The sequence below is a fragment of the Streptomyces sp. NPDC047982 genome (assembly GCF_043204165.1).
Taxonomy (GTDB): Bacteria; Actinomycetota; Actinomycetes; order Streptomycetales; family Streptomycetaceae; genus Streptomyces.
This window is the reverse complement of the sequence record NZ_JBIDBS010000011.1, coordinates 173,960-199,405: the sequence shown is the minus strand read 5'-3', so window position 1 is coordinate 199,405 and position 25,446 is coordinate 173,960. Positions and strand designations below refer to the sequence as shown.

Here is a 25,446-nt window from a genome sequence, read left to right as displayed (position 1 = left end):
GGACAGGGAGCGGGACCAACGGCCTCTCGGCCCGTCCGTGCCGGCTTCACCCCCTGCTCTGCCACACCGCTTCCCCTTCCTGCGAAAGGGGAAGCCGCCCCTGGAGAGAAGACGTGTCCGACATATCACGAAACCTTTTCGCGTTCCTGAAGCTCGGTGGCCGGCCCTGTTCCGCCTCCGGGGCCCCGAGAACCCGTATCCCTGTGATCGGAGCGTTGGTCCTTGCCCTGTCGGTACCGGTCGGCCTCACACCGCTGGCCGCGGCTTCGGAGCCACTGGGACGGCCGGATGTTCCCGCACCGCGTGTGAGCAAGGTCAAGACCGTCTCCGCGCTCGGGGCGAAAGCGGCGCGTGACCGAGCGGCGAAGAACAAGGCCACCAACGAAAAGCAGGCAACGCGGGCACGCAGCGAGCGTGCGACCCACTGGCCGAAGGCCTCGCAGAACACGCAGAAGATATCCGCTGATGCCGGTACGTTTCCGTTCGCCGTTATCGCGCCCGGCCGGATGAGGGCCGCAGCGCCCGACGGAAGCGCAACCGCAGTGGCCAGGGGCACGGCCACGGTGAGCGTGCTCGACCAGAAGGCGTCCCGCAGCGTGGGCGTCACCGGTGTTGTGTTCACCGCTGCCGCCGAGAACCCGGGTCGTGCCGGGATCACTGTCGACTACTCGACCTTCGCCGATGCGATCGGAGGCGACTGGGGTGCCCGCCTCGGGCTCGTCACCCTGCCCGCCTGCGCACTCACCACCCCGCAGAAGCCCGAGTGTCGTACCCAGACACCCGTACTTTCCCGGAACAACGCCACGCAACAGACTGTCACAGCACAAGCTGCCTTGCCCCGCATGTCGTTGACGAAGAGCGGCAAGCCCGACGCGGGCGTGTTCGCCGTGACGGCGACTGCCGCCACTCCGGCTTCCGGTAACGGCGACTACAAGGCGACCCCGCTCGATGCGTCCTCCAGTTGGGAAGCGGGCGGTTCATCCGGGGCGTTCACCTGGTCCTACCCGATCACTGTGCCGCCCGCCGCGGCAGGCGGAGCCCCGTCGTTCTCGCTGTCCTACGACTCCGGCAGCGTCGACGGCCGTACCGCGAACACCAACAATCAGGGGTCCATGCTCGGTGAAGGATTCGACCTCACCTCCTCCTACATCGAGCGCAAGTACGGCACCTGCGACGACGACGGCCAGGACGACAAGTCGGACCAGTGCTGGAAGTACGAGAACGCTTCTCTTGTCCTCAACGGCAAGGCAACCGAACTCGTCAAGGACGACGCGAAGGGCGTCTGGCGTCTGAAGAACGACGATGCCTCCCAGGTCGTTCACGAGACCGGCGCCGACAACGGTGACGACGGCGACGACATCGTCAGCGGCAAAGGGGACGGGAAGGGGGAGTACTGGAAGGTCATCACAGGGGATGGCACCACCTACACCTTCGGCCTGAACAAGCTTCCAGGGGCCGGCACCGAGCGCACCAATTCGGTCTGGACCGTCCCGGTCTTCGGCGACGATTCCGGAGAACCCGGATACTCCTCCGCCACCAGCTTCTCCGGCCGCGCCAAGACGCAGGCATGGCGCTGGAACCTCGACCTGGTCACCGACGTTCATGGCAACGCCTCCACCTACTGGTACAAGGCGGAGACCAACCACTATGCCAAGAACGGTGACAAGACGAAGCTCGCCGCCTACACCCGCGGCGGATACCTCGATGAGATCAAGTACGGACAGCGCTCCGATGCCCTGTTCACCGGCAACGCCTCCGGCAGGATCGAATTCACATACAAGGAACGCTGCACTGCCGCGGACTGCTCCTCGTTGACCGAGGACACCGCGAAGAACTGGCCCGATGTGCCCTTCGACGCCATCTGCGCGGCCGGTGAGACCGACTGCCTGCCCACCGGGCCGACGTTCTTCACCCGCAAGATGCTCACCGGCATCAACACCAGCGTCTGGTCCACGGCTGCCGAGCCCGACGCCTACAAGCCGGTCGACAGCTACGCCATGACCTACCAGTTCCTCGACGGCGCGGACATCGGCAACCCCTCCGACAAGACGCTGACTCTCAAATCCCTCCAGCGCACCGGTAAGAACGGTGGCACCATCACCGTGCCGCCGGTGGAATTCGGCTACCACATGCGGCCCAACCGCGTGGACTCGGACGGCGACGACATCCTTCCGCTGACCCGTCCCCGTATCAACACCATCACCACCGAGACAGGCGCCATCACCACTGTCACGCTCTCGGATCCGCAGTGCGTCCGCGGCAGCAGGATGCCCAAGGCCGAGGACGACAACAACCTGTCCTGCTATCCGGTGTACTGGCCCATCAACGGAGGCGACCCGAAGCTCGACTGGTTCCACAAGTACAACGTCGTCGCAGTCTCCACGTCCGACCCGGCCGGCCAGAACCCGGCGGTCGAGAACTCCTACACATACGAGAGTCCCGGCTGGCACTACAACAAGGACCCCTTCACACCCGAGGACGAGCGCACCTGGTCCAGCTGGCGCGGCTACCGCACCGTCACCACCTACACGGGAGACACCGACCACCCCCGGTCCAAGACTGTCCGTCTCTATGCGCAGGGCATGCACGGTGACAAACGCGCGGACGGAACCACTCGTAACGTCGTCGTTCCGGGCATCGACGTAGCCGGCCTGGACGCACCGGACGTCACCGACCACGACCAGTACGCGGGGTTCCTGCGAGAGGAACTCACGTACAACGGCGAGCAGCCCGTCTCCGTCAAGTTCCACGACATCTGGGCCAAGGAGACCGCCAGCCAGCAGCGTTCCTACGCCAACACCAAGGCATTCTTCACTCGTACCGCCCGCAGCTACGAAAGCACCTATCTGCCGGTCACCAGCACCTGGCGCCGAACCTCTACCGCCTACACGTACGACAGCGCCTACGGCGTGGTCACCCAGACCGATGCCATGGGAGACATGGCGAAGAGCGGGGACGAGACCTGTACCCGCACCTGGTACGCCCGCAACCCCGACAAGGGCATCACCAACCTTGTCTCCCGCACCCGGACCGTGGCGTCCGCATGCCTGGACTCCACCGGCACCGCCATCACCGACGACAAGCTGAATCTTCCGCCGGACTCCAAGAAGCGTGGCGATGTGCTCTCCGACACCGCCGCCGTCTACGACAACGCAACCGCCACTGGCTGGTCCGCCTCCCAGACACCGACCCGTGGCCTCGCCACCTGGACCGGCAGGGCCCAGGCCTACCCGGCGGCGGCGGGCACGAGTGACCGCACTCCCGTCCTCAGCGGCGGCTGGCAGACGGCCACCAGGACCACGTTCGATGCCCTCGGGCGTCCCCTCGGCATCACCGACGCCAAGGGCAATACCACCACCACGACGTACTATCCCGCTGCTGTCGGACCGCTCACATCCACCATCGTCGCCGCGCCCAAGCTCACCTCGAACGGGCAGATCCACAAGACATACACCTACGTCGATCCGGCGCGTGGTTCGGTCACCAGTACTCTCGACGCCAACCTCAAGAAGACCGAGAACGCCTACGACGCCCTCGGCCGTGTCACGGACACCTGGGCCCCCAACCGCACCAAGGGCATCGACACCCCGACAGCCACGTACGCCTACAACTTCGCCCGCGGCAGCCAGCCGTGGACCTCGGTCTCCACGCTCAAGGCGGACGGCAAGAGCTACCAGACCAGTTACGCCATCACCGACGCCCTCCTGCGGCCCCTTCAGACTCAGACCGAATCACCCCTCGGCGGCCGCGTCCTCACCGATACCCGGTACGACTCACGCGGCCTCGCCTACGAGACCTACGCGGACATCTACGACAACCTGAAGGCACCGAACGGGGAGTACGCCCGGGCCTCCTACGCCCACACCCCGGCCCTGACCCGGACGACGTACGATGCCGCGGCGCGTCCGACGACGACCACGTTCACGGTGTTCGGCGAAGACCGGTGGTCGACCACCACCAGCTACACCGGTGACTCGACGGCCACCACAGCCGTCGACGGCGGCAATGCCACCCGCGTCATCACCGACGCGCTCGGCCGCACAGCCGAGACCCGCACCTACGCCGGCAGCCGGCCGAACGACACCGACTACGGCGCCATGACGGGCACCGCCTACACCCGGGTGAAGCACGAGTACACACGCGACGGCAAGCAGTCGCAGGTCACCGGTATCGACGGCGCGAAGTGGACCTACGAGTACGACCTGTTCGGCCGCCAGAGCGTCTTGACCGATCCGGACAAGGGTACGACCACAACGGAGTACACCGAACTCGACCAGATCGAGTCCACCACCGATGCACGCAACGCGAAACTGCTGTACGGCTACGACGAACTCGGCCGCAAGACGGACCTTTGGCAGACCGCGAAGACGGATGCCGACAAACTTGCCCACTGGAGCTACGACAGCCTCCTCAAGGGCCGGCCCGACGCATCCACCCGGTATGTCGGGGGCACTACCGGCAAGGCGTACACCAAGAGGATCACGGCCTACGACACTCTCGGACGGGTGACCAGCACCGACATCGCGTTGCCGACTGATGATCCACTGGTCACCTCCGGAGCGGTCCCGGCCACGACCACCCTCAGCACGGACTACCGGCTCGACGGCACGATCAACAACACCAAGGAGCCAGGAGTCGCCGGGCTGCCCACGGAGACCGTCCAGCCGAAGTACAACTCCGCGGGTCTGACCACAGAGCTTTCCGGCACCACCACGTATCTCCTCGGCGTCACCTACTCGGCCATCGGTCAGGTCGAGCAACTCGCCCTGGGCGCTGGTGCCAAGAACACCTACATCACCAACAAATACGAGCCGGGCACCGGCCGGCTCACCCGCAGCTCCGTCACGGACCAGACCCATCCGTACATGCTGCAGGACCTCAACTTCACCCAGGACGACGCAGGCAATGTCCAGTCCATCTTCGACCCCACCACTCTCGGTGGCACGGCCAAGGCCGACAACCAGTGTTTCGCGTACGACACCAACCGTCGTCTGACCGAAGCCTGGACCCCCAAGACCTCCGACTGCGCGACGAGTGGCCGCACCACCGCCAACCTCGACGGCGCCGCCCCGTACTGGACCAGCTACACCTACAACGACTCCGGCCAACGCGAAACCGAGACCGCTCACACAGGTGCTGGGGACGCCACCACCTCCTACGAATACAAGACATCGAACGGACAGCCTCACCCACTCGTCAAGACGACAGGTGCCCGGACTGCCTCGTACATATATGACAAGGCAGGCAATACGACGGGCCGCCCCGGCACCCAAGCCGCCCAGACCCTGACCTGGAACACCGAAGGCGAACTCGCCTCCACCACCGAACCAGCGGCCGGCACCAAACCCGCTCTCGGCACCACCTACCTCTACGACGCCGACGGCGAACTCCTCATCCGTCGCGCGACCGGAGACGGCGACACGGTCCTGTACCTCGGCGCCACAGAGGTGCGCCTCACCACCAAGGGCACGACGAAGACGGTGTCCGGCACCCGCTACTACAGCGCCGCAGGTCAGACCATCGCGGTCCGCACCGCGACGCTCGGTACCGCTGGCAGCAAGCTCAGCTTCCTCGCAGCAGACCACCACGGCACCAGCAGCATCGCCACGGATGCCACCACTCAGGAGGTCACAAAGCGCTACAGCACCCCCTTCGGCGCCCCCCGAGGCACGAACCCCACCACCTGGCCCGACGACAAGGCGTTCCTCGGCAAGCCCGCCGACAACACCACCGGCCTCACCCACATCGGCGCCCGCGAATACGACCCCGGCATCGGCCAGTTCATCAGCGTCGACCCCGTCCTGTCGCTCGACCAGCACCAGTCCCTCAACGGCTACAGCTACGCCAACAACACCCCGGTCACATCCAGTGACCCCACAGGTTTGAGGGTTCCGGTAGGCGACTTCGACAACCACAGTTACGACAGCCGCAGCAGCCATATAAGCAATAGTAATTTCGGTATTGGTGGTGGCGGTGGTGGTAGCAGTAAGAGCAGTGGTGGGACGCATAGTGGAGGTGCGCAGCGTAAGGAAATCCGTAGAAATGATGGAGTGCCTTCATTTTTGGAGGGATTTTATTACGGGGTTGGAGAGGTGTTTTATGGCGCGATCGGGAACGCTCCCCGTGCTGCAGAATATTTTGGATGGATATTTGACAGTGACTGTAGAGGTGCTGGGGAGCCCGGTGCTCCTGGATGTGATTACGGCGCGCAGTACGACAACTGGATGGCCGACCAGGGGTACGACACATCGAGCGATGCATATCTCGTTCCGAGTGCTGCCGCTGCACTCTTTTCGCACCGAGAGCTAGTCAGTTCGAAGTCGGCAACGCAATTTCGAAACTCTCGCGGCCCTACGAGGGGAGGGGGTGGGCGCCGTGATATTTCTGGGAAGTGGCTGAAGGGGAGTCACGGTAATGCGGGTAAGATCCCTGGTCAAATAGCGCGTCAGCTGGAAGGGCAGGATTTTAAGAATTTTGGCGATTTTCGCGAGGCTTTTTGGCGGGCCGTTGCATCGGACTCTGGGTTGGCCTCTCAATTTAGTCAAGCTAATCAGTCGAATATGCGGGAAGGGCGAGCTCCGTTTGTTGGCCGCGGGCAGAATGTCGGTAAGAACAACAGGTATGTTCTGCATCATGTGACCCCTATTCAGCACGGCGGAGGGGTGTATGATATGAGTAACATAATAATTGTGACGCCTAGATTTCATCAGGAAGTGCTTGATTTTGACTATCATCAAAAGTGAAGGGACCGGGGTGACCGGCGATGATGTCCAGGGGTGAACTTGTGCAGCTGGTGGCGGCGATCATGGAAGCGCGCGGGACCGAGGATGAGGGTGACCAGATGCTCGAACTTCTGTGTGAGCAGGTGCCTGATCCGAACGTATCTGATTTGATCTTTTACTCCGATCCGCCCCTCTCGCCAGAGCAGGTGGTCGAAGCAGCTTTCGCCTATCGTCCTATCGCTCTCTGAGGGCTTCGCGACGAAAGGGTGGCCCGGAAAAAGTGAGGTGGAACGCGCCAATGTCTCCCGTGTCGACGGGCGCGAGTGGCTGTTCCCTCGGCCGTTGGTCTCCTTGGGGCCAGCGTGAGGTTCCTCAGAGCGATGTTGATGCCTGGCCGGATCGGGTGTCCCGTGTCCTCGCGCAGCGTGATCAGGTGGGCGGCGGAGGCGGCCGGTAGCAAGACGGCCCAGCGCGCACTCGCGAAGAGCGGCCCGTCCAGCGAGTTGACGCCAACCATGGAACTTGCCGCGCGGCCCCAGGAACAGGCCGCCACCGACCACTCACCATTGACTCGCGAGCCGCCGAGTCAATGGCTCATGGCAACCGGTTACAGGACGTACGACGGTCAGTAGCGCGCTCGCACCTGGGGCGTGGCGGGGGACTCCCATCGGCCCACAGCAGCATCCAGCGGCCGGTGCCCTGTTCGTGTCCGGTGACGTGGGCATTGCCCTTGCCGTGCAACGAACGGTTCTCCAGCGCGAGTTCACAGGTGGCCGGGGCTGCGGCAAAGACACTCGGCCCCAGGGCGGCGCCCCAGAGGGGAGAGGCGACGGCGGCGGAATCGGCGGTGCCGTGACTCAGGAACGTTCTGAGTGAGAGCACGAGAGGACTCCGAGACCTGGAGGAACTCCATGTGCCGGACGAGACATCCAGCAGATGCGTGCCGTGCTTGTGCAGATTCTGACGTTCGCGCGAGCAGAGCCCGGCCGCGGCGTGTGGACCTAAAGCCCGTGGCCGTGAAGTTACGGCTCTGGGGGCGTTGGCAAGCGCGCTCTGATCTGCGGCGACTTCGGACGTGAGAAGCGGGGCCCTGGTAGAACTAGCAGTCGACTAAGACAACCGTTCACGGCACCGGAGGCTCGGCTGTCAGATCAGTGTGTCATCACGCGTGAAATCAGGGTTGCCAAGGGCCTGTTCGCCCCCGGGTACCTGGGGGAACTCACCCAGATCGTCCCGTTCGAGATGGTCGACGCGGCCATCATCGAGACCGTGCCCTCCAGCAACGACTGTGGAAGATCCCGGCCCGGGTGGTGGTGTACCTGCTGCTGGCCGCAGCTCTGTTCGAGGACTGCGGCTACCTGGCCGTCTGGCGCAAGCTCACCGCCGCGCTGGAGGCGATACCGCTCGCGGAGGTCACCGGCACGGCACTCTGGCACGCCCGGACCCGTCTCGGTGTCCGCCCCATGCGTGCCCTGTTCGACCTGCTGCGCGGGCCGGCCACAGCGATCCGTACCGTCGGCGCCCGTTTCAAGGGCTTACTGACCGTCGCGATCGACGGCACATACCTCGATGTCCGCGACACCCCGCTGCAATCGTCTCCGCGACCGCGCTGAGCACGTGGCTGCAGAAGCCGCGGGCTCGCAGGATCCTCGATCGTGTCACCGGCACCGTCATCGGGGTCTTCGCGCTGCGGCTGGGGCTCAGCGACTGACGGGACGTTCCTGCACATTCACCGGTACCTCGGCCCGAACAGCGGGTCGAGGCCGGTGAGTTGTCAGATGGTGGCGGTGATGAAGGCGGTCCAGGTGGTGGGCTGGACGGTGAGGACGGGGCCGCCCGCGACCTTGGAGTCGCGGATGTGGACGGCCGCGGGGTGGGCGGCCACCTCGACGCACTCGCCGCCCTGGCTACTGCTGTGGCTGGACTTGCGCCAGTCGTAGGCGACTTCGACGCAGTCTCCGCCCTGGGGGCCGCTGTGGCTGGACTTGAACCAGGCCAGGGCGGTGGTGCGGGGTGCCGGGTGTGCTGCGCGGGTCATTTCTCTCCAAGCAGTTCGTCCAGTAGGCATGCGCTCTTGTCGACGGAGAGCGCCTGCGAACGAAGCATCCCATAAATCTGCTGAAGCACGCTGACGTCGTCGGGGTCGTCGTGCAAGTAGCTGGTCAGTTGCCCTTCTACATACGCGAGATGGTCGTGATCGGGAGTCTCCAACAGGACCATCGGACCGTCGAGCCCGACGTGCTTCGGCAGCTTCATCGGCATGATCTGGAGTCCCAGGAAGGGAAGTTCCATGCAGCGGCGCAGGTGCTTGATCTGCCCTCGCAATGTGACGGGGTCTCCGATCTCGCTGCGGAGGATGCTCTCCTCCAGGATGAAGTGCAGCATGGGGCGGGGCTTGCGTTGCAGGAGCCGCTGCCGATCAAGGCGGGCAGCCACCCACTCCTCCACTTGGTCCTCTTCGAGCGGCGGGTACTTACAGGAGTAGAGGAAGTGGGCGTATTCCTCGGTCTGGAGCAGCCCTGGCACCAACTGGTTCTGATACGACAGCAGTGTCAGCGCGTCCTGTTCGTAGTCGATGTAGTCCTGCACGAACGCCGGGAACCGCTCCTTCTTCGGCACCCTCGCCACCGCGACCTGCAACACCCCCTTCGTCTCCAGCAGTTCGTCCAACTGGACCGCGAAGTCCGCCTGGAGTGGTCTGCGCCCCTGTTCGATCGACGCGATTGTCTCCTCGCCCACGCAGCACCGGTCTGCCAGCGCCGCCTGTGTCATCCGTGCCGCCTTGCGGAACGTCGCCAACTGGGCGCCGATCAGATGCCAGGACGTGATCCGCTTGTTCCTCTTCGCCGAGTGCATGGATTGCCTCTCCCCGTTGTGAAACCCGTAGCGACCCGTCAGAGGCCGTACGTGTGCGACGTACGGCCTCACACGCTGAACAAAGCTAGTGACGTTGTGTGACCTTGATGGTGTGAATGAGTCAAATCAACTCCCCTACTCCTGCACGTCGTTCCACAGTCGCGAGCGGCGATCCGTGCCGCTCGTACGGCAGTTCGTGCGCAAGGTGCTCACCGACTGGGCGTGCGAGTCCCGTGCCGACGACGTGTTGCTCTGTGTGAGTGAACTCGTCACCAACGCCCTGCTGCACGGCGTCCCGCCCGGGTGCGGGTACCAGGTGAGCATGCGGCTGGAACCGGCGGATGACATCCTGCGCGTCGAGGTCCATGACAGCGGCGACGGGAAGGTGTGCCCGGTCGGTGCGGCCCCAGCCCCTGATACGGAAGGCGGGCGGGGGCTGCTGTTGGTGGCGGCGCTCGCGGACAAGTGGGGAGTGGGGGAGCGGAACCCCGGCAAGGTGGTGTGGTGCGAGTTCGCGGTGCGGCGGTGCGGTGCGGGCCCGTGTCCCGAGGTGAGCGGCGTCGTTAACGGAAACGTACTTCTGGGAAGTGTGATTCTGTAAACCGCGCTCTAGGTGGTAGCCCTGTGACCGGGAGACTTCGCGGCTCCGCCGCATCCCGCACGTTCGTGAAACCGTCCGACATGTTCGACCGGGACTGGGAATGGAGCGAGCTCACCGCGTTCGCTGCCGATCCCGGGCCCGAGGCGACACTCGGCGTGGTGTCGGGGCGGCGTCGGCAAGGGAAGTCGTTCTTGCTGGACTCGCTCGCACGGGCTGCCGGCGGTTTCTATTTCTGCGCGTACGAGGCGACGGAGGCGGAATCGCTGCGGCGGTTCGGGGAGGAGCTGGGCCAGTACACGGGGGCGGCCGGGGCGCTGAGGTTCGACTGGTGGGAGCAGGGCGTGGACGCGTTGCTCGCGCTGGGGCGGGAGCGGCCGGTGCCGGTGGTGATCGACGAGTTCCCGTACCTCGCCCGCGCCACGCCGTCGCTGCCGTCCATCGTCCAGGTGGCCTACGGTCCGCGGCGGCCCGAGCGGCTGGAGTCCCGGACCAGGCTTCTGCTGTGCGGCAGTTCGCTCGCGTTCATGGGCGGGTTGCTCAGCGGCACGTCGCCGCTCAGGGGGAGGGCGAGCCTCGAACTGATCGTCCAGCCGCTCGACTTCCGGCAGGCCGCAGCCTTCTGGGGCATCGACGATCCCCGGCTCGCGCTGCTCGTGCACAGTGTGGTGGGCGGGACTCCCGCCTACCGCCGTGAGTTCGTACGCGACGACGTCCCGGACGGGATCGACGACTTCGACGCGTGGGTGTGCCGTACCGCCCTGTCGCCGCGCTCGCCGCTCTACCGTGAGGCCAGGTACCTGCTGGCCGACGAGGCGGATCTGCGGGACCGGGCGCTCTATCACTCAGTCTTCGGGGCCCTGGCCGCAGGAAACGCCACGGCGGGCGGGATCGCCGGCTGTCTGGGCCGGACGGCGGGGGACATCACGCATCCGCTCACGGTGCTCCAGGACTGCGGTCTCGTACGCCGTGAAGTGGACGCCTTCCGGAGGAACCGGAGTGTGTACCGCATCGGCGAACCGCTCATCGCGTTCGATCACGTCATTTCCCGGACCAAGCTCCCCCTGCTCGACCGGGGACTCGCCGAGCCGGTCTGGGAGAGCTCGCGCGCCCGGTTCCGGTCGGCGGTGGTCGGGCCGCACTTCGAGCAGATCTGCCGCGAATGGGTGACGCACTTCGCGGCACCGGAGACGTTCGGGGGCATGCCGATCGATGTCTCGTACGGGACGGTCGCCGATCCGGGGGCGCGTACCGGTCACGAGGTCGACGTCGTCGTGCGCGGGGCCGTGGGGCAGGACAACGGCGTCCTGCTCTCCCTGGGCGAGGCGAAGTGGGACCAGGTCATGGGGGAAGGGCACCTGGACCGGCTGCGGCACATCGCGGCGCTGCTCGCGGCCCGCGGGACCGACACCTCCGCCGTACGGCTCGCCTGCTACAGCGGCGCCGGATTCACGGACGAGCTGCGGAAGGCGGAGGCGCGGGGCGAAGTGGTTCTGGTCGACCTGCGGAGGCTGTACGCGGGGGAGTGAGCGCTCCGCTCCGTGCCGACGGCGTCGCTCGCCCCGCCGTCCCGAAGGCCCTGGCAGTCCTGGCCGTCCCCCGCTGTCCCGAAGGCCCCGGACACCGCGGACCGCGGTCCGCCCGGGGGGCGTACCCTCGTGCGGAACGCCCGACCGGAGCACCCCGTGAGGCTGACAGGAGTGTGCGGCAGACCACAGGGGAACTTTGTGGGGACTGCACAACAGCCGACCGTCAGAAGCTGGTACTTCGCTTGCATGGCGCGTTCGCACTGTGCGGCTCCGCCAGGAATCGGGTCGGGAGACTGTACGGAGTCGACGGCAGGATTTGCTTGCCGGGGTTCGTAGGGTCGGTGCATGACCGTTGTGGACGAAATCCCGGGCGAGCCGAGCGACACCCGCGGCCGTGTGGCCGAGCTGCTGGCGCTGCGTGAGCAGGCCCGTCGCGGACCGAGTGACCGGGCGACCGAGGCGCAGCGCGCCAAGGGCAAGCTGACGGCGCGTGAGCGCATCGAGCTGCTGGTCGACCCGGGTTCGTTCCGGGAGGTCGAGCAGCTGCGCCGGCACCGGGCGACCGGCTTCGGCCTGGAGCAGAAGAAGCCCCACACGGACGGTGTGATCACCGGATGGGGCACGGTCGACGGCCGTACGGTCTTCGTCTACGCGCACGACTTCCGGATCTTCGGCGGCGCCCTGGGCGAGGCCCACGCCACCAAGATCCACAAGATCATGGACATGGCCATCGCGGCGGGCGCCCCGCTGGTGTCGCTGAACGACGGCGCGGGCGCCCGTATCCAGGAGGGCGTCAGCGCGCTCGCCGGGTACGGCGGGATCTTCCAGCGCAACACCAAGGCGTCGGGCGTCATCCCGCAGATCAGCGTGATGCTCGGCCCGTGCGCGGGCGGCGCCGCCTACTCTCCGGCGCTCACGGACTTCGTGTTCATGGTGCGGGACACCTCGCAGATGTTCATCACCGGCCCGGATGTCGTGAAGGCGGTCACGGGCGAGGAGATCACCCAGAACGGCCTCGGCGGCGCGGACGTGCACGCCGAGACGTCGGGCGTGTGCCACTTCGCGTACGACGACGAGGAGACCTGCATCGCGGAGGTCCGCTACCTCCTCTCGCTCCTCCCGCAGAACAACCGCGAGAACCCGCCGACGGTCGCCTCCGACGACCCGGCCGACCGGCGCGGTGACGTCCTGCTGGACCTGGTCCCCGCGGACGGCAATCGCCCGTACGACATGCACAAGGTCATCGAGGAACTCGTCGACGACGGCGACTACCTGGAGATCCACGAGCGCTGGGCCCGCAACATCGTGTGCGCCCTCGCCCGCATGGACGGCTCTGTCGTCGGGATCGTGGCCAACCAGCCGCAGGTCCTGGCCGGTGTCCTGGACATCGAGGCGTCCGAGAAGGCGGCCCGTTTCGTCCAGATGTGCGATGCGTTCAACATTCCCATCATCACTCTTTTGGACGTCCCCGGTTTCCTTCCGGGTGTGGACCAGGAGCACGGTGGAATCATTCGGCACGGCGCGAAGCTGCTCTACGCGTACTGCAACGCCACCGTGCCGAGGATCTCGCTGATCCTGCGCAAGGCGTACGGCGGTGCCTACATCGTGATGGACAGCCAGTCCATCGGTGCCGACCTGACGTACGCCTGGCCGACCAACGAGATCGCCGTGATGGGCGCGGAGGGCGCGGCCAACGTGATCTTCCGCCGGCAGATCGCCGAGGCCGCGGACCCGGAGGCCATGCGGACACGCATGGTCAAGGAGTACAAGGCCGAACTGATGCACCCGTATTACGCGGCGGAGCGCGGCCTGGTCGACGACGTCATCGACCCCGCCGAGACCCGCGAGGTGCTGATCGCCTCGCTCGCCATGCTCCGCACGAAGCACGCCGATCTGCCGTCCCGCAAGCACGGCAACCCCCCGCAGTAGTCCGCGGCCGGCTTCGCGGGAGCACCGCGAAGCCGCCGAGTCCGCGAAGACCTGCCCAGAAGACCTGTCGAGAAGACGGAGAAACCACCCATGAGCACTGCCACAGCATCCGTGCTGCGCGTCGAGAAGGGCATCGCCGACCCCGAGGAACTGGCCGCGATAACCGCCGTCCTGCTCGCCCGCGCCGCCGCGCAGCCCGCCGCCACCCCCGCCCACCGCGGCCGCAGCACCGCCGGGTGGCGCCGTCTGGAGCGCACCCCGGGCTTCCGCGCCCCGCACTCCTGGCAGGGCTGACGGACACCACGACGCGCTGATGCCCCGCACTCCCGGTCTTCCGGTGGGTGCGGGGCATCGTCACGTCGTACGGACCTCTCTTCCCGGGCCTCGTTTCCCGGTGACGCCCGTGGGCGCCACCGGGAGGGGCTGGTCCTCAGCGCAGGCGTGCCATCAGCGCGTGCTCGACGAGGGTGATCAGCGCGCTCTTGGCGTCGGCGCGGTGCCGGGCGTCCGTGGTCAGGATCGGGGTGTCGGGTCCGATCTGGAGTGCTTCGCGGACCTCGTCGGGGGTGTAGGGCTGGTGTCCGTCGAAGCCGTTGAGGGCGATGACGAAGGGGAGGCCGCTGTTCTCGAAGTAGTCGACGGCGGGGAAGCAGTCGGCGAGGCGGCGGGTGTCGACGAGGACGACGGCGCCGATGGCGCCGCGGACCAGGTCGTCCCACATGAACCAGAAGCGGTCCTGTCCGGGCGTACCGAAGAGGTACAGGATCAGGTCCTGGTCCAGCGTGATCCGGCCGAAGTCCATCGCCACCGTCGTGGTGGTCTTGTCCCCGGTGTGCGTCAGGTCGTCGATGCCCGCGGACGCGGACGTCATCACGGCTTCGGTGCGCAGCGGGTTGATCTCCGAAACGGCACCGACGAACGTGGTCTTACCCACGCCGAAGCCCCCTGCCACCACGATCTTCGCCGAGGTAGTGGAGCGGGCTGCTCCGCCGCTAGAGCTTGCGAAGTCCACTGAGCACCCTTTCGAGCAGTGTCACATCTGGCTGGCCGCCGGCGGACTCGTCGCCGCCGGGCTGATGGATAGCGACGAGTCCGGCCTCTGCCAGGTCGGCTACGAGGATCCGGGCAACGCCGAGGGGTATCGAGAGCAGTGCCGAAATCTCGGCGACCGACTTGATCTCGAAGCACAACCGGCAGATCCGCTGGTGCTCGGGCAACTGCCCTTGCAGCCGGGACGGATCGGCCGTGGTACTGACCAACGCCTCAATCGCGAGTTGGTAGCGCGGTCGGGTCCGGCCGCCGGTCATGGCGTACGGACGGACGAGCGGATTGTGCGCGGTGGGGGCGGCCGGCTCGGGGGCCTGCCGCGGCGGGGCGTCGCGGTACGGCCGCTGCGCAGGCCACGCGGGCTCCTGCGGACCGCTGTGCGGCTGCTGAGGCCACTGATGGGGGTAGGGCCGGAACTGCTGCTGTGTGCCCTGTCCGCTGGGCGCGGAGGGGAAGTTGAAGGGATTGCTCCCGTGCTCACCCGGCACGTCCTGGCCGCCGTTGTACCGGTGCCCGTCTGGGGGTGTTGTCACGATTCCTCCTCCGCCTGCCGGTCCCAATCCAGTGGGGCCGCGCCACCGCACCTTATGGCCCGGTGGCGCGAAACGCACTGTCCGTTTATCAGTTAAGAAGACTTCCTTTTGCTAGTTGAGAAGACTTCCTTGCAGCTCGGCTCGGAGATCCGGCGTGAGGACGGTGCCCGCACGGTCGACGAGAAGGGCCATCTCGTAGCCGACCAGACCGATATCGGCCTCCGGGTGCGCGAGCACGGCCAGCGAGGATCCGTCGGAGATGGACATGATGAAGAGGAAACCGCGCTCCATCTCCACCACCGTCTGGTTCACGGCGCCGCCCTCGAAGATCCGGGAGGCACCCGCGGTCAGCGAGGTCAGACCGGAGGCGACGGCCGCGAGCTGATCGGCACGGTCACGCGGAAATCCCTCCGACATGGCCAGCAGGAGTCCGTCGGCGGAGACCACCACCGTGTGCGACACCCCGGGGGTGTTGTCCACGAAGTTGGTGATCAACCAGTTCAGATTCTGCGCCGCCTGGCTCATCGGGCTCACACTAACGCTCCTGGTTGTAGGTGTTACTTGTGTCCGAACCCGCGTTACGTCCCCGCAGTACGCCCCGCCGCAGGTTGAGCAACCTGCCGCGGACGTCCTCGGGTGCGCGGGAGACCTGTGGGCCGCCCTGCGGTGTCTGCTCCGCCGTACCCTCGACCAGATTGGCCTTGGGTACCCGCCGGGGAAGTCCGGACGGGGTGACCCCGCCCGCCTTCGGCTCGCGGAGCTTCTCGGCCCGCTCCCAGCGTTCGTCGTTCGTCGAATGCCAGTCGTCGGAGCCGTTCTCGTCCTGCCGCGGGGGCGACTGCCGCGGCGGCAGTTCGTCCTGCCGCTGTGGCTGTTGCGCGGCGAGCGACCGGTTGTTTCCGCGGCCGGTGGGCTGCCAGTGCTGCTGACTGCCCCGGCGCGGCAGACCGGCTTCGGTCAGCTCGTGGCCGGAGTTCGGGGTGGGTCCCGGACGGTTGAAGCCTACGCTTTCCGGCGCCTCGGCGGGGGCGCTCGGGGCAGATTCCGCTTCCGCTCGGGGCGAGGGCTCGTGCGTCTGCGGGTAGCCCTCCCGGTCCGCCCACTCCTCCTGCTGCGGGCCGGTGGCGAACGCCTCCTCGTGCGCCGGCCCGGAGGAATCGCCGGGCGCATATGCCGCTTCCGGATAGGCCGGTTCCTGGTAGCCGCCCGGGGGGATGGCACCGGGCTGTCCGGCCGAGCCGTCGCCACCGGGGTGCGGCGCGTAGCCGCCCTCGTACGGGGCCGGGCCGTACTGCTCCCGCCCGTACTGCTCGTGCCCGTACTCCTCCGGGGAGTGGTGCCGCCGTCCCGGATCCTGAGCGTACGACTCGTGAGCATGCGACTTCTGAGCGTCCGGCCCCTGACCGTACTGCGCCTGCCCGTACGGCTCCTGGGAGTAGCCGTTGTCCGCGTAGCCGTTGTCCCCGGCGAACCCTGTCTCCGGGTACCCGCTCCGCGCGTACGCGCCGTCGACGGGCCGACCCGCCGCGTGCGGTTCCTGGGCGAACCGCGGCTGCTCACCGGCCGTCGGAGAGCCCAGCGCCGCCCGGCGCTCCTCGCGCAGCAGCGAACGGCCCACCGGGTCCAGCGGCATGGCACCGGCCGACGGCTGCTCGTAACGGGAGTCGTCGAAGCCGAGCTCCGCCGCGGTGCGCATCTGGGGCCGGGACGCGGGCTGTTCGGCCTCCTCCTGCTCGGGAATGATCGAGGAGACGGTGAAGTCGCCCTGTCCCTCAGCCTGTTCGCCGCCTCCGCCGTGAGTGATGGCGTCCGGCAGCATGACCAGCGAGGTGGTGCCGGCCTGCTCGCCCGAGGGGCGCAGCTGGACGCGGATGCCGTGCCGGTCGGACAGCCGACCCACTACGAACAGGCCCATCCGCTGCGACACCGCGGCGTCCACCACCGGCGGGTTGGCCAGCCGGTGGTTGATGTCGGCGAAGTCCTCGGGGGTGAGCCCGATGCCCTTGTCGTGGATCTCGATCATCACGCGGTTGTCGGGCAGCCGCGTCGCGGTCACCCGCACCTTGGTCTGCGGGGAGGAGAACGTGGTGGCGTTCTCCAGCAGCTCGGCCAGCAGATGCACGAGGTCCGTGACGGCCTCGCCGTGGATCTCGGTCTCCGTTACGCCGGACACCTCGATGCGCTCGTACGACTCCACCTCGGAGCAGGCGGCCCGCACCACGTCGACCAGCGGGACCGGCTGGTTCCAGCGGCGGCCGGGCTCCTCGCCGGCGAGGACGAGGAGGTTCTCGCCGTTGCGGCGCATGCGGGTGGCCAGGTGGTCCAGCCGGAACAGGTTCTCCAACTGGTCCGGGTCGGCCTCGTTGTTCTCCAGGTCGGTGATGAGGGTCAGCTGGCCCTCGATCAGCGATTGGTTGCGGCGCGAGAGGTTGGTGAAGATCGCGTTGACGTTGCCCCGCAGCATGGCCTGCTCGGCCGCCAGCCGGACCGCCTCGCGGTGCACCTGGTCGAAGGCGCGGGCGACCTCGCCGATCTCGTCGTGGCTGTCGATCGGGAGCGGCCGGACACGGGTGTCGACCAGCCCCGGATCGTTCCTGGACAACTGGTCGACCAGCATCGGCAGCCGCTGCTCGGCGATCTGGAAGGCGGCCGTGCGCAGCTCGCGCATCGAACGGCTCATCTGCCGTGCCATCAGCCCGGCCAGGAAGAAGGCGGCCAGCAGGGCGACGACCACGACGGCGGCGTCGACGATCGCGTCGTTGCGGGCGTCGGACGAGATGCCCGCCGCCTCGGCCACCGCCTTGTCGACGAGTTCCTTCTCGATCGTGGCGTAGCCGTCGAACTTGGCGGTGGCGGCCACCATCCAGGTCTCCGGCGTGATGCCCTTCGCGGCCAGCTTCTCGGGAGACGCGCCCCGCGCGATCTGCTGGGCCATGCCGTCGAAGACCGAGCCGTCGACGCTCGGCGGGTCGACGAAGGGGGTGCCCGCGGCCTCGGCCCGCTCCTCGGCCTTCCTCAGCTCCTTCGCCCCGGCGGCCGACTGGGCGGTCATGACCTGCTGCAGCCGCTTCGCGTCGGCCTCCGTACCACCGGAAGCGAACTCGTCGAGCGCGATCCGCTCCAGGTAGTTGTACGAGCCGAACGCCTTCACCTGGGCGTCGAAGGTGGCGCTCTTGCGGCTCGGCCGCACCAGCAGATGCATGCCGATGGAGCGCTGAAGCGATTCTGCGGCCTGGGCCAGCTGGATCGCGTAGACCGTGCGGCCGTAGCTGGTGACGTTCTCGGTGCCCAGGCCCAGTTCGTTGGCGAACTCCATCAGGGAGTGCTGCACCTGGACGTAGCCCTCTTCCGTCCTCACCGGGTCCATGCCCGCGGCGTAGGCGGCCTTGCGCAGTTCGGGGAGCTTGGGCTCCTCCAGCCGGAACAGCTGCAGACGCCGCTCCAGCCCCTTCTTGGCGGGCATGTCCTTCACGGCCTCGTCGAACTCGGCCGCGGCGGCGTCGGTGGCGGCCCGGACCCGGTCGATCGTGGCGTCGTCGCGTTCGTTCGACAGGAGCGGACGGGCGGAGAGGTCGCGCTCGTCGAGCAGCGCCTGGCCGTACTCGGAGGCCGCGCGGACGATCAGCGCGGTCTTCTCGGCGTCCTGGGCCTCCTGCCAGGTGTCGACCGACCCCTTCACCTGGAAGCCGCCCATGACCAGGCCGACCAGCACCGGAACGAGGAGGATGGCGTTCAGCCGGGTGGGCACCCGCCAGTTGCGCGGGGCCAGTCGGCTGGTGCTGCCGCCCGGCCCCGTCTCCCTGGTCGCATCGGCTGGCGATGCGGCGGCGCGCGACGGCGGGGTGAAATTGCCCCGCTCAGGCTGCGCCGCGGAGCCATCCTTGCTTCGCCTCACTCGAACAACAACCTCTCGGCGTCGGCACCTACGGTGTGCCGTATTTCGTTCAGGGCCGTACTACTCAGAAGTCCGTCGAATTCCAGCACGGGGAGCGGTCGCGTTCCAAACACTCGGAATCAGCCATTCCGAGTGGTCCAAGCCTCGGATAAAACGGGCATACAGAGCGAGCCCCGCCAAAAGGCGAGGCTCATGTGAGCGCAGCGGCACCGATTGACCGCATCGGGTGCTGAATACGCGGCAATTCTCTGTCGAAACGTTATGAAGGCGGGGGCGGATCGTGTCTAAGGACACAGTCCCGCCCCCCGCGGGGCGCTCAGTGCAACTACCGTACCGCTCTAACGACTTGTACCTACTTGAGCCGTGCCATCAGCGCGTGCTCGACGAGGGTGATCAGTCCGCTCTTGGCGTCGGCGCGGTGCCGGGCGTCCGTCGTGATGATCGGGGTGTCGGGTCCGATCTGGAGTGCTTCGCGGACCTCGTCGGGGGTGTAGGGCTGGTGTCCGTCGAAGCCGTTGAGGGCGATGATGAACGGGAGGCCGCTGTTCTCGAAGTAGTCGACGGCGGGGAAGCAGTCGGCGAGGCGGCGGGTGTCGACGAGGACGACGGCGCCGATGGCGCCGCGGACGAGGTCGTCCCACATGAACCAGAAGCGGTCCTGTCCGGGCGTACCGAAGAGGTACAGGATCAGGTCCTGGTCCAGCGTGATCCGGCCGAAGTCCATCGCGACGGTCGTCGTCGTCTTGCCGCCCGTGTGCGTCAGGTCGTCGATGCCCGCGGACGCCGAGGTCATCACGGCTTCCGTACGCAGCGGGTTGATCTCCGAAACGGCACCGACGAACGTGGTCTTACCCACGCCGAAGCCGCCCGCCACCACGATCTTCGCCGAGGTAGTGGCCCGGGCCGCTCCGCCGCTAGAGCTTGCGAAGTCCACTGAGCACCCTTTCGAGCAGTGTCACGTCCGGCGTGCCGCCGGCCTCTCCGTTGCCCGGCTGGTGGATGGCCACCATGCCGGCTTCCGCCAGGTCCGCGACGAGGATCCGGGCCACGCCGAGCGGCATCGACAGCAGGGCCGAGACCTCGGCCACCGACTTGACCTCACGGCACAGGTGGCAGATCCGCTGGTGCTCCGGGAGCAGCGTCGCCATGTGCGCGGGGTCGGCCGTGGTGGAGACCAGTGCCTCTATGGCGAGCTGGTAGCGGGGCCGGGTCCGGCCGCCGGTCATGGCATACGGGCGGACCAGCGGCTGGTCGCCTTCTCCGTCGTACGACGCGTGGTGCAGTGCGCCGTACGGGTCGGATGAGGCGGGTGGCGGGGTCATGAATCCTCCGGGCGTGACAGCAGAGTGTCGGCTTGCCGTCTGAAGGGCCGGTGGGGGCTCTAGGCGGCCGGACGGGCGAGGGTCTGAGGGCGTTTTCCTGGCGGATCGGGTCGATGCCGGTTCGTCGCCGCCTATTGGAGCAGGCTCCCTTGTAGTTCGGCTCGGAGGTCCGGGGTGAGGACGGTGCCGGCGCGGTCGACCAGGAGGGCCATCTCGTAGCCGACCAGACCGATGTCGGCCTCCGGGTGCGCGAGCACGGCCAGCGAAGAGCCGTCCGAGATGGACATCAGGAAGAGGAAGCCCCGTTCCATCTCCACCACGGTCTGGCTGACCGCGCCGCCCTCGAAGATCCGGGAGGCACCCGCGGTCAGCGAGGTCAGACCGGAGGCGACGGCCGCGAGCTGATCGGCACGGTCACGAGGGAAACCTTCGGACATGGCCAGCAGGAGTCCGTCGGCGGAGACCACCACCGTGTGCGACACCCCGGGGGTGTTGTCCACGAAGTTGGTGATCAACCAGTTCAGATTCTGCGCGGCCTGACTCATCGGGCTCAACTAACGCTCCTGCTGGTGAGTGGGGCCGAGTGGAAAACTGCCGGTCGACTGGTTGTTTGCCTGCCGACCCTGCTGGATGCCCCGGCGGAGATTGGTCAACCGCCCGCGCACATCGTCGGGCGCACGCGACACCTGCGGACCCGACTGGTGGTTCTGCTGCTGGGCGGTGCCCGGCACCAGGTTCGCGCGGGGGACCCGGCGAGGCAGGCCGGAAGTGGTGACTCCGCCTGCTGCGGGATTCTTGGCCCGCTCCGCCTGCCGTACGAGTTCGTCGTTCGGCGAGGGGCGCCAGGAGCTTGTGGGGGAACCCGGGTCGTCTCCCGCGTGCCCCGGAGCGACGGGAGCCGCGGGCTCCTCCTGCTCCGCGGGCCCCGGGGAGGCAGGGCCCTGCGGCCCGGCGGGCGGCTGCTGGCCGCCCTGCTGCGGGCCGTGGAACCAGTTCGTCTCCAGGGTGTCGTACAGCGGCGTACGGCCGTCGCCCCGACCGGCCACGGGCGGCAGCGAGTCGGGCTGCGGCTGCGACGGCGGAACCGGACGGTACTGCCCGTCACCGGCGGTGGTGGGCGCGGCGGGCGGACGCGGGGCACCGAAGTCCTCGTCGTCCCGGCCCCGCTGACGCGGCGCCGACAGGCCCTGGTCACGCACCGGGGCGGGCTGCTGTCGGCCGAAGTCCGGGCGGGCGAACTGGCCGGTGCTGGCCGGGTCCTGCTGCTGTGCGAAGTCGGGCCGGGCGAACTGCGCGGTGCCGGCGGGGTCCTGCTGCTGTGCGAGGTCCGGGCGGGCGAACTGGCCGGTGCTGGCCGGGTCCTGCTGCTGTGCGAAGTCGGGCCGGGCGAACTGCGCGGTGCCGGCGGGGTCCTGCTGCTGTGCGAGGTCCGGGCGGGCGAACTGGCCGGTGCTCGCGGGGTCCTGCTGCTGTGCGAAGTCGGGCCGGGCGAACTGCGCGGTGTCGGCGGGGCCTTGCGACGGCCCGTCCAGCGGCGACCGGCCCTGCGGACCCTCGCCCTGCGGGGCGGGGGCCGAGAAGTCGGGGCGCGCGAACTCGGCGGTGGAGCCGGGCCCCTGCCGGTCGTCGTCCAGCGGCGTCCGATGCGCGAGCGGCACGCTCCCCGGCAGCGGGAACCGGCCGGTGGTCTCGGGGTCCTGGTGACCGCGCGGGGTGTCCAGCGGCGACGGATCCCCGGTGCCCCAGCCGGCCTGCTGCGGGCGCTGCGGCAGGGGGTTGCCACCGGGCAGTTCGGCACGCGGGCCGCCGACCGGCGGCAGCTGACGACCGGGCTCCGCCGGACTGCCGGCCCGGCCGAACGGGTCCTGCGGAGCCTGCTGAGGCTGCGGGGCCTGGGGCGGCTGCCACGCGGCCAGATCCGGCCGGCCCTGCGGGCCGCGCGCGTCCTGGTGGCCCCGGTCACGGCGGTTCTCGTTGAACAGGTCGGGCCCGCTCGGCTCCGTACGTCCGGTGTCACCGCCCTGGCCGCGGGCGCCGAGCCGGGCCGCGTTGCCGAAGGCGCCCGCGAGACCGCCGCCCTGACGCGGCGCCGGGCGCGGGGTGTCCTGCGGACCGCCCTCGGACGGGAATCCGGCGTTCTTCCGGCCCTGCTCGTCCGGCGAGCGGCGGGCACCGCCGTCCCGCGTGGGCAGCGCCGCACGCGGACCGGAGCCCGCGCCGACCTGCCCGCGCGCGCCGCCCTGGCCCGTTTCGGGCCGGCCTGCCGGGGCCGCCGGAGCGCCGCCCGGGCCGGGACGGGAACCGCCCGCCGCGCCCGGACCGCCGCCCGCGCCCAGCGCGCCGCCAGGGGCGACGGGCTGCTGCCCCGGTCCCTGACCGGGGGCCGGGCGGCTGCCACCATGGGCCACCTCGACGGGCAGCATGACGAGCGCGGTCGTGCCGCCGGAGTCCGAGGGCCGCAGCTGGATCCGGATGCCGTGGCGCAGTGACAGGCGGCCGACCACGAACAGACCCATGCGGCGGGAGACGGAGACGTCCACGGTGGGCGGCGAGGCCAGCCGCTCGTTGATCGCGGCCAGGTCCTCGGGGGAGAGGCCGATGCCGGTGTCGTGGATCTCGACCAGCACCCGGCCGTCGGGCAGCGCGTGACCGGTGACCCGGACCTTCGTCTGCGGGGAGGAGAACGACGTCGCGTTCTCCAGCAGCTCGGCGAGCAGATGCACGAGGTCGTTGACGACCCGTCCCGCGACCTCGGTCGCGGGCACCGCGGCCAGTTCGATGCGCTCGTACTGCTCCACCTCGGAGGCGGCGGCGCGCAGCACGTCGACCAGCGGGACGGGACGCGTCCACCGGCGGCCCGGCTCCTCGCCCGCGAGGACGAGAAGGTTCTCGCCGTTGCGGCGCATACGGGTCGCGAGGTGGTCGAGCTTGAAGAGCGAGGAAAGCTGGTCGGGGTCGGCCTCGCGCGACTCCAGCTCGGAGATGAGCGAGAGCTGACGCTGGATGAGGCCCTGGCTGCGGCGCGAGAGGTTGGTGAACATCGCGTTGACGTTGCCCCGGAGGAGCGCCTGCTCGGCGGCGAGCCGGACCGCCTCGCGGTGCACGTCGTCGAAGGCCGCGGCCACCTGGCCGATCTCGTCCCGGGAGTGCACGCCGACGGACTCGACCGAGGTGTCGACGTCCTGCGGGTCGGCCTCGGACAGCTGCTTGACGATCTCGGGCAGCCGGTCCTGTGCGACACGCGTAGCGGTGTCCTGGAGCCGCCGCAGCGAACGGATCATCGACCGGGCGACGACGAAGGCGCCGACCAGCGAGACGCCGAGCACCAGCAGGATGAGCGCACCGCTGACGATCGCCTCGCGCTTCGACTCGTCGCGCAGCTCGCGGGCCTTGCTCTCCATGTCACTGAGGAGGGTGGCCTCGATGGTCGTCATGGCATTGATCTTGGTGGAGCTCTGGTCGTACCAGTCCATGTAGGAACGGCGCGCCGTGCCGCTCATGCCCGTGGGGCTCTTCAGCACCTTCTCCGCGTAGGCGTTCGCGGCCTTGATCTCCGGGTTGCCTTCGTCCAGCGTGGCGGTCAGCTCGGCGGGGTTGTTGCCGGTGGCCGCGTAGACCGCCGCGAACGAACGGCGTGCCGCCTCCTCCTTGTCCAGCGCCGCGCGGCCGAACTGCTGGTCGTTCTCGTCGAGGTGCGGTTCCTTGTCGCCGACGGGCAGGGCCGCGGCGATGACGGCCCGCTGGATCGAGGCGTACTCCTTGGCGGAGGAGAAGGCCGCCAGCGCCCGGGTCCGCTTGATCATCTCCGAGTTGCTTGTGGCCTGGGCCATGTCCTGCGAAAGGCTCAGCAGCGAGGTGATCAGCTGGCTGTACTGGTCGATGGTCTGGAGGCTCGGCGTGCCCTTGGCGTACGCCGTCTTGCGGATGTCGCGGATCTGGCCCAGCTGACCGGCGATCTGGTTGACGCTGGCGTAGATGCCTTCGAGGGCCTCGTCACCGGAGGGGTCGCCGATGGAGGCCGTCGCGTCGAGGAAGGCGGCCTGCGCCTTGTCGGTCTTGTCGCGGGGGACGCTGACCTTGTAGTTGCTGGCGGTCCCGCCATGGGACAGCGGACCTGCCGAGCTGTCGCGCTCCGCCTGGAGCGCCTGGGCGAGCGAGGTCGCCTGCATCGTCAGCTTCGTGAGCAGCTGCATGTGGTCCAGCTGCTGCATGTCGTTCATGGACTCGTTGATCCGCAGACCACCGAGCGTGGTCGCCGCGACCACGGGGAGCGCGAGCAGCGAGACGAGGCGCGTGCTGATGCGCCAGTTGCGAAGGGCCATGCGCGAGCCCGCGCCGACGGGCTCGCGGGACTTGGCCGACGTGTCCGTCCCGCCGCCACTGCCGTCCGTCGTGGCGCCGGGACGGCGGTCGCTTCCGTCGTCGGCTCTGGCGGGTCCGGGGCCCTGGGCGTGCTGGGGCGAGGAGCCGCGGTCGGTCCCGCCGTGCGGCTCCGGCTCCGCCGCGGCTTCCCCTCGGCCCTGGCGGGCCTGGGGAGACCCGGTGCCATCCCTCTTGAAACGTCCCTGCACTAGCGTCGCAACCTCTGGACCAGGCGCCCCTCCGCGCGAGGCGGGTGGGACGGTGTCGGCGTCATGGGGCGAGGTGTCCGCCCCTGTCGGTCGTGAGTGACCGGCGCTCTTCCCCCTTTCCGCCGCCACTCGGCGCTGCTTGCGCCCCTGCGCGCCGGCCTGTGAACCCGCGGCGGTGCGTGGAATTCCAGCACAGTGCCGGATCTCCAACAAGGGCCCTGTGCCAGGGCGGGACGCAGGTGACCCGTTGTGACTGAGGGGTAACCACTGGTGGACGCTGATCATGGACAAAACGGAACATTGATCACCAATGGACGGGCGGCGCGGGGTGTCCCAGTCGGCATGATCAGGAGCGGAATGGACGATTCAGTTGCTAAATGCCTGTTTTATCCGGCGTGAAGACGTGCCCGAATTAAGTCATTTATCCCCTGAGTGGTGAGCAAA

General features: G+C 68.2%; 16 protein-coding genes and 2 pseudogenes. 7 read left to right on the top strand and 11 right to left on the bottom strand.

Translation table 11 applies throughout. The features are described from left to right. The first annotated feature begins 305 nt into the window (after positions 1 to 305). Both ACGF2V_RS16455 and ACGF2V_RS16450 read left to right on the top strand, forming a co-directional pair. Entirely contained in the window at positions 306 to 6,743 is a 6,438-nt protein-coding gene (locus tag ACGF2V_RS16455) for an RHS repeat-associated core domain-containing protein (RefSeq protein ID WP_362707921.1), read from the top strand. 41 nt (positions 6,744 to 6,784) lie between these two features. Next, positions 6,785 to 6,970, top strand: coding sequence for a hypothetical protein (locus ACGF2V_RS16450; RefSeq protein WP_362707923.1), 186 nt, complete (start codon positions 6,785 to 6,787; stop codon positions 6,968 to 6,970). Positions 6,971 to 7,382: 412 nt separating this feature from the next. Here ACGF2V_RS16450 and ACGF2V_RS16445 read toward each other — a convergent pair. After that, positions 7,383 to 7,604 (bottom strand): annotated as a pseudogene (locus ACGF2V_RS16445) (sugar hydrolase); the annotation flags it as partial. Between the two features lie 401 nt (positions 7,605 to 8,005). Between ACGF2V_RS16445 and ACGF2V_RS16440 the strand changes: the two are divergent. Further along, positions 8,006 to 8,335 (top strand): annotated as a pseudogene (locus ACGF2V_RS16440) (transposase domain-containing protein); the annotation flags it as partial. 161 nt (positions 8,336 to 8,496) lie between these two features. Here ACGF2V_RS16440 and ACGF2V_RS16435 read toward each other — a convergent pair. Continuing rightward, positions 8,497 to 8,760 carry a DUF397 domain-containing protein gene (locus ACGF2V_RS16435; RefSeq protein ID WP_362707925.1) on the bottom strand — a complete coding sequence of 88 codons (264 nt, stop codon included), beginning with the start codon at positions 8,758 to 8,760 and terminating at the stop codon, positions 8,497 to 8,499. Then, on the bottom strand, positions 8,757 to 9,578 hold the full coding sequence (locus ACGF2V_RS16430) for a helix-turn-helix transcriptional regulator (protein WP_362707927.1): 822 nt from the start codon (positions 9,576 to 9,578) through the stop codon (positions 8,757 to 8,759). The genes ACGF2V_RS16435 and ACGF2V_RS16430 overlap by 4 nt, the downstream gene beginning before the upstream one ends. Before the next feature lie 112 nt (positions 9,579 to 9,690). Here ACGF2V_RS16430 and ACGF2V_RS16425 point away from each other — a divergent pair, with 112 nt between their 5' ends. The 4 genes from ACGF2V_RS16425 to ACGF2V_RS16410 all read left to right on the top strand — a co-directional run bounded on the left by ACGF2V_RS16425 (position 9,691) and on the right by ACGF2V_RS16410 (position 13,928). Further along, positions 9,691 to 10,179 carry an ATP-binding protein gene (locus tag ACGF2V_RS16425; protein WP_362707930.1) on the top strand — a complete coding sequence of 163 codons (489 nt, stop codon included), beginning with the start codon at positions 9,691 to 9,693 and terminating at the stop codon, positions 10,177 to 10,179. An 80-nt stretch (positions 10,180 to 10,259) separates the two neighbouring features. Then, the gene (locus ACGF2V_RS16420) at positions 10,260 to 11,705 is read left to right on the top strand and encodes an ATP-binding protein (RefSeq protein ID WP_362708001.1); all 1,446 of its coding nucleotides are present in this window, start codon (positions 10,260 to 10,262) and stop codon (positions 11,703 to 11,705) included. Between the two features lie 345 nt (positions 11,706 to 12,050). Then, positions 12,051 to 13,634 carry an acyl-CoA carboxylase subunit beta gene (locus tag ACGF2V_RS16415; protein WP_362618867.1) on the top strand — a complete coding sequence of 528 codons (1,584 nt, stop codon included), beginning with the start codon at positions 12,051 to 12,053 and terminating at the stop codon, positions 13,632 to 13,634. A 90-nt stretch (positions 13,635 to 13,724) separates the two neighbouring features. Further along, positions 13,725 to 13,928, top strand: a complete 204-nt coding sequence (locus tag ACGF2V_RS16410; protein ID WP_362618865.1) for an acyl-CoA carboxylase subunit epsilon — start codon at positions 13,725 to 13,727, stop codon at positions 13,926 to 13,928. Between the two features lie 136 nt (positions 13,929 to 14,064). On the opposite strand, the gene ACGF2V_RS16405 is transcribed toward ACGF2V_RS16410, so the two are convergent. From ACGF2V_RS16405 to ACGF2V_RS16370, 8 genes are all read right to left on the bottom strand, one after another. Continuing rightward, the gene (locus tag ACGF2V_RS16405; protein ID WP_014048542.1) at positions 14,065 to 14,646 is read right to left on the bottom strand and encodes an ATP/GTP-binding protein; all 582 of its coding nucleotides are present in this window, start codon (positions 14,644 to 14,646) and stop codon (positions 14,065 to 14,067) included. After that, complete coding sequence (locus ACGF2V_RS16400) at positions 14,627 to 15,214, bottom strand: DUF742 domain-containing protein (protein WP_362618863.1); 588 nt, start codon at positions 15,212 to 15,214, stop codon at positions 14,627 to 14,629. Before ACGF2V_RS16400 ends, ACGF2V_RS16405 begins: the two co-directional genes overlap by 20 nt. A 111-nt stretch (positions 15,215 to 15,325) precedes the next feature. Next, the gene (locus tag ACGF2V_RS16395) at positions 15,326 to 15,739 is read right to left on the bottom strand and encodes a roadblock/LC7 domain-containing protein (RefSeq protein WP_026057603.1); all 414 of its coding nucleotides are present in this window, start codon (positions 15,737 to 15,739) and stop codon (positions 15,326 to 15,328) included. Positions 15,740 to 15,749: 10 nt separating this feature from the next. Continuing rightward, positions 15,750 to 19,109 (bottom strand): nitrate- and nitrite sensing domain-containing protein, encoded by a 3,360-nt coding sequence (locus ACGF2V_RS16390; protein ID WP_362707933.1) that lies wholly within the window; start codon positions 19,107 to 19,109, stop codon positions 15,750 to 15,752. A 352-nt stretch (positions 19,110 to 19,461) separates the two neighbouring features. Next, positions 19,462 to 20,043, bottom strand: a complete 582-nt coding sequence (locus ACGF2V_RS16385; protein WP_073784781.1) for an ATP/GTP-binding protein — start codon at positions 20,041 to 20,043, stop codon at positions 19,462 to 19,464. Next, entirely contained in the window at positions 20,024 to 20,431 is a 408-nt protein-coding gene (locus ACGF2V_RS16380) for a DUF742 domain-containing protein (protein ID WP_362618856.1), read from the bottom strand. Before ACGF2V_RS16380 ends, ACGF2V_RS16385 begins: the two co-directional genes overlap by 20 nt. 131 nt (positions 20,432 to 20,562) lie before the next feature. Then, the gene (locus tag ACGF2V_RS16375; protein WP_362021331.1) at positions 20,563 to 20,976 is read right to left on the bottom strand and encodes a roadblock/LC7 domain-containing protein; all 414 of its coding nucleotides are present in this window, start codon (positions 20,974 to 20,976) and stop codon (positions 20,563 to 20,565) included. 9 nt (positions 20,977 to 20,985) lie between these two features. Continuing rightward, positions 20,986 to 25,002 carry a nitrate- and nitrite sensing domain-containing protein gene (locus ACGF2V_RS16370; protein ID WP_392912368.1) on the bottom strand — a complete coding sequence of 1,339 codons (4,017 nt, stop codon included), beginning with the start codon at positions 25,000 to 25,002 and terminating at the stop codon, positions 20,986 to 20,988. Positions 25,003 to 25,446 lie beyond the last annotated feature (444 nt).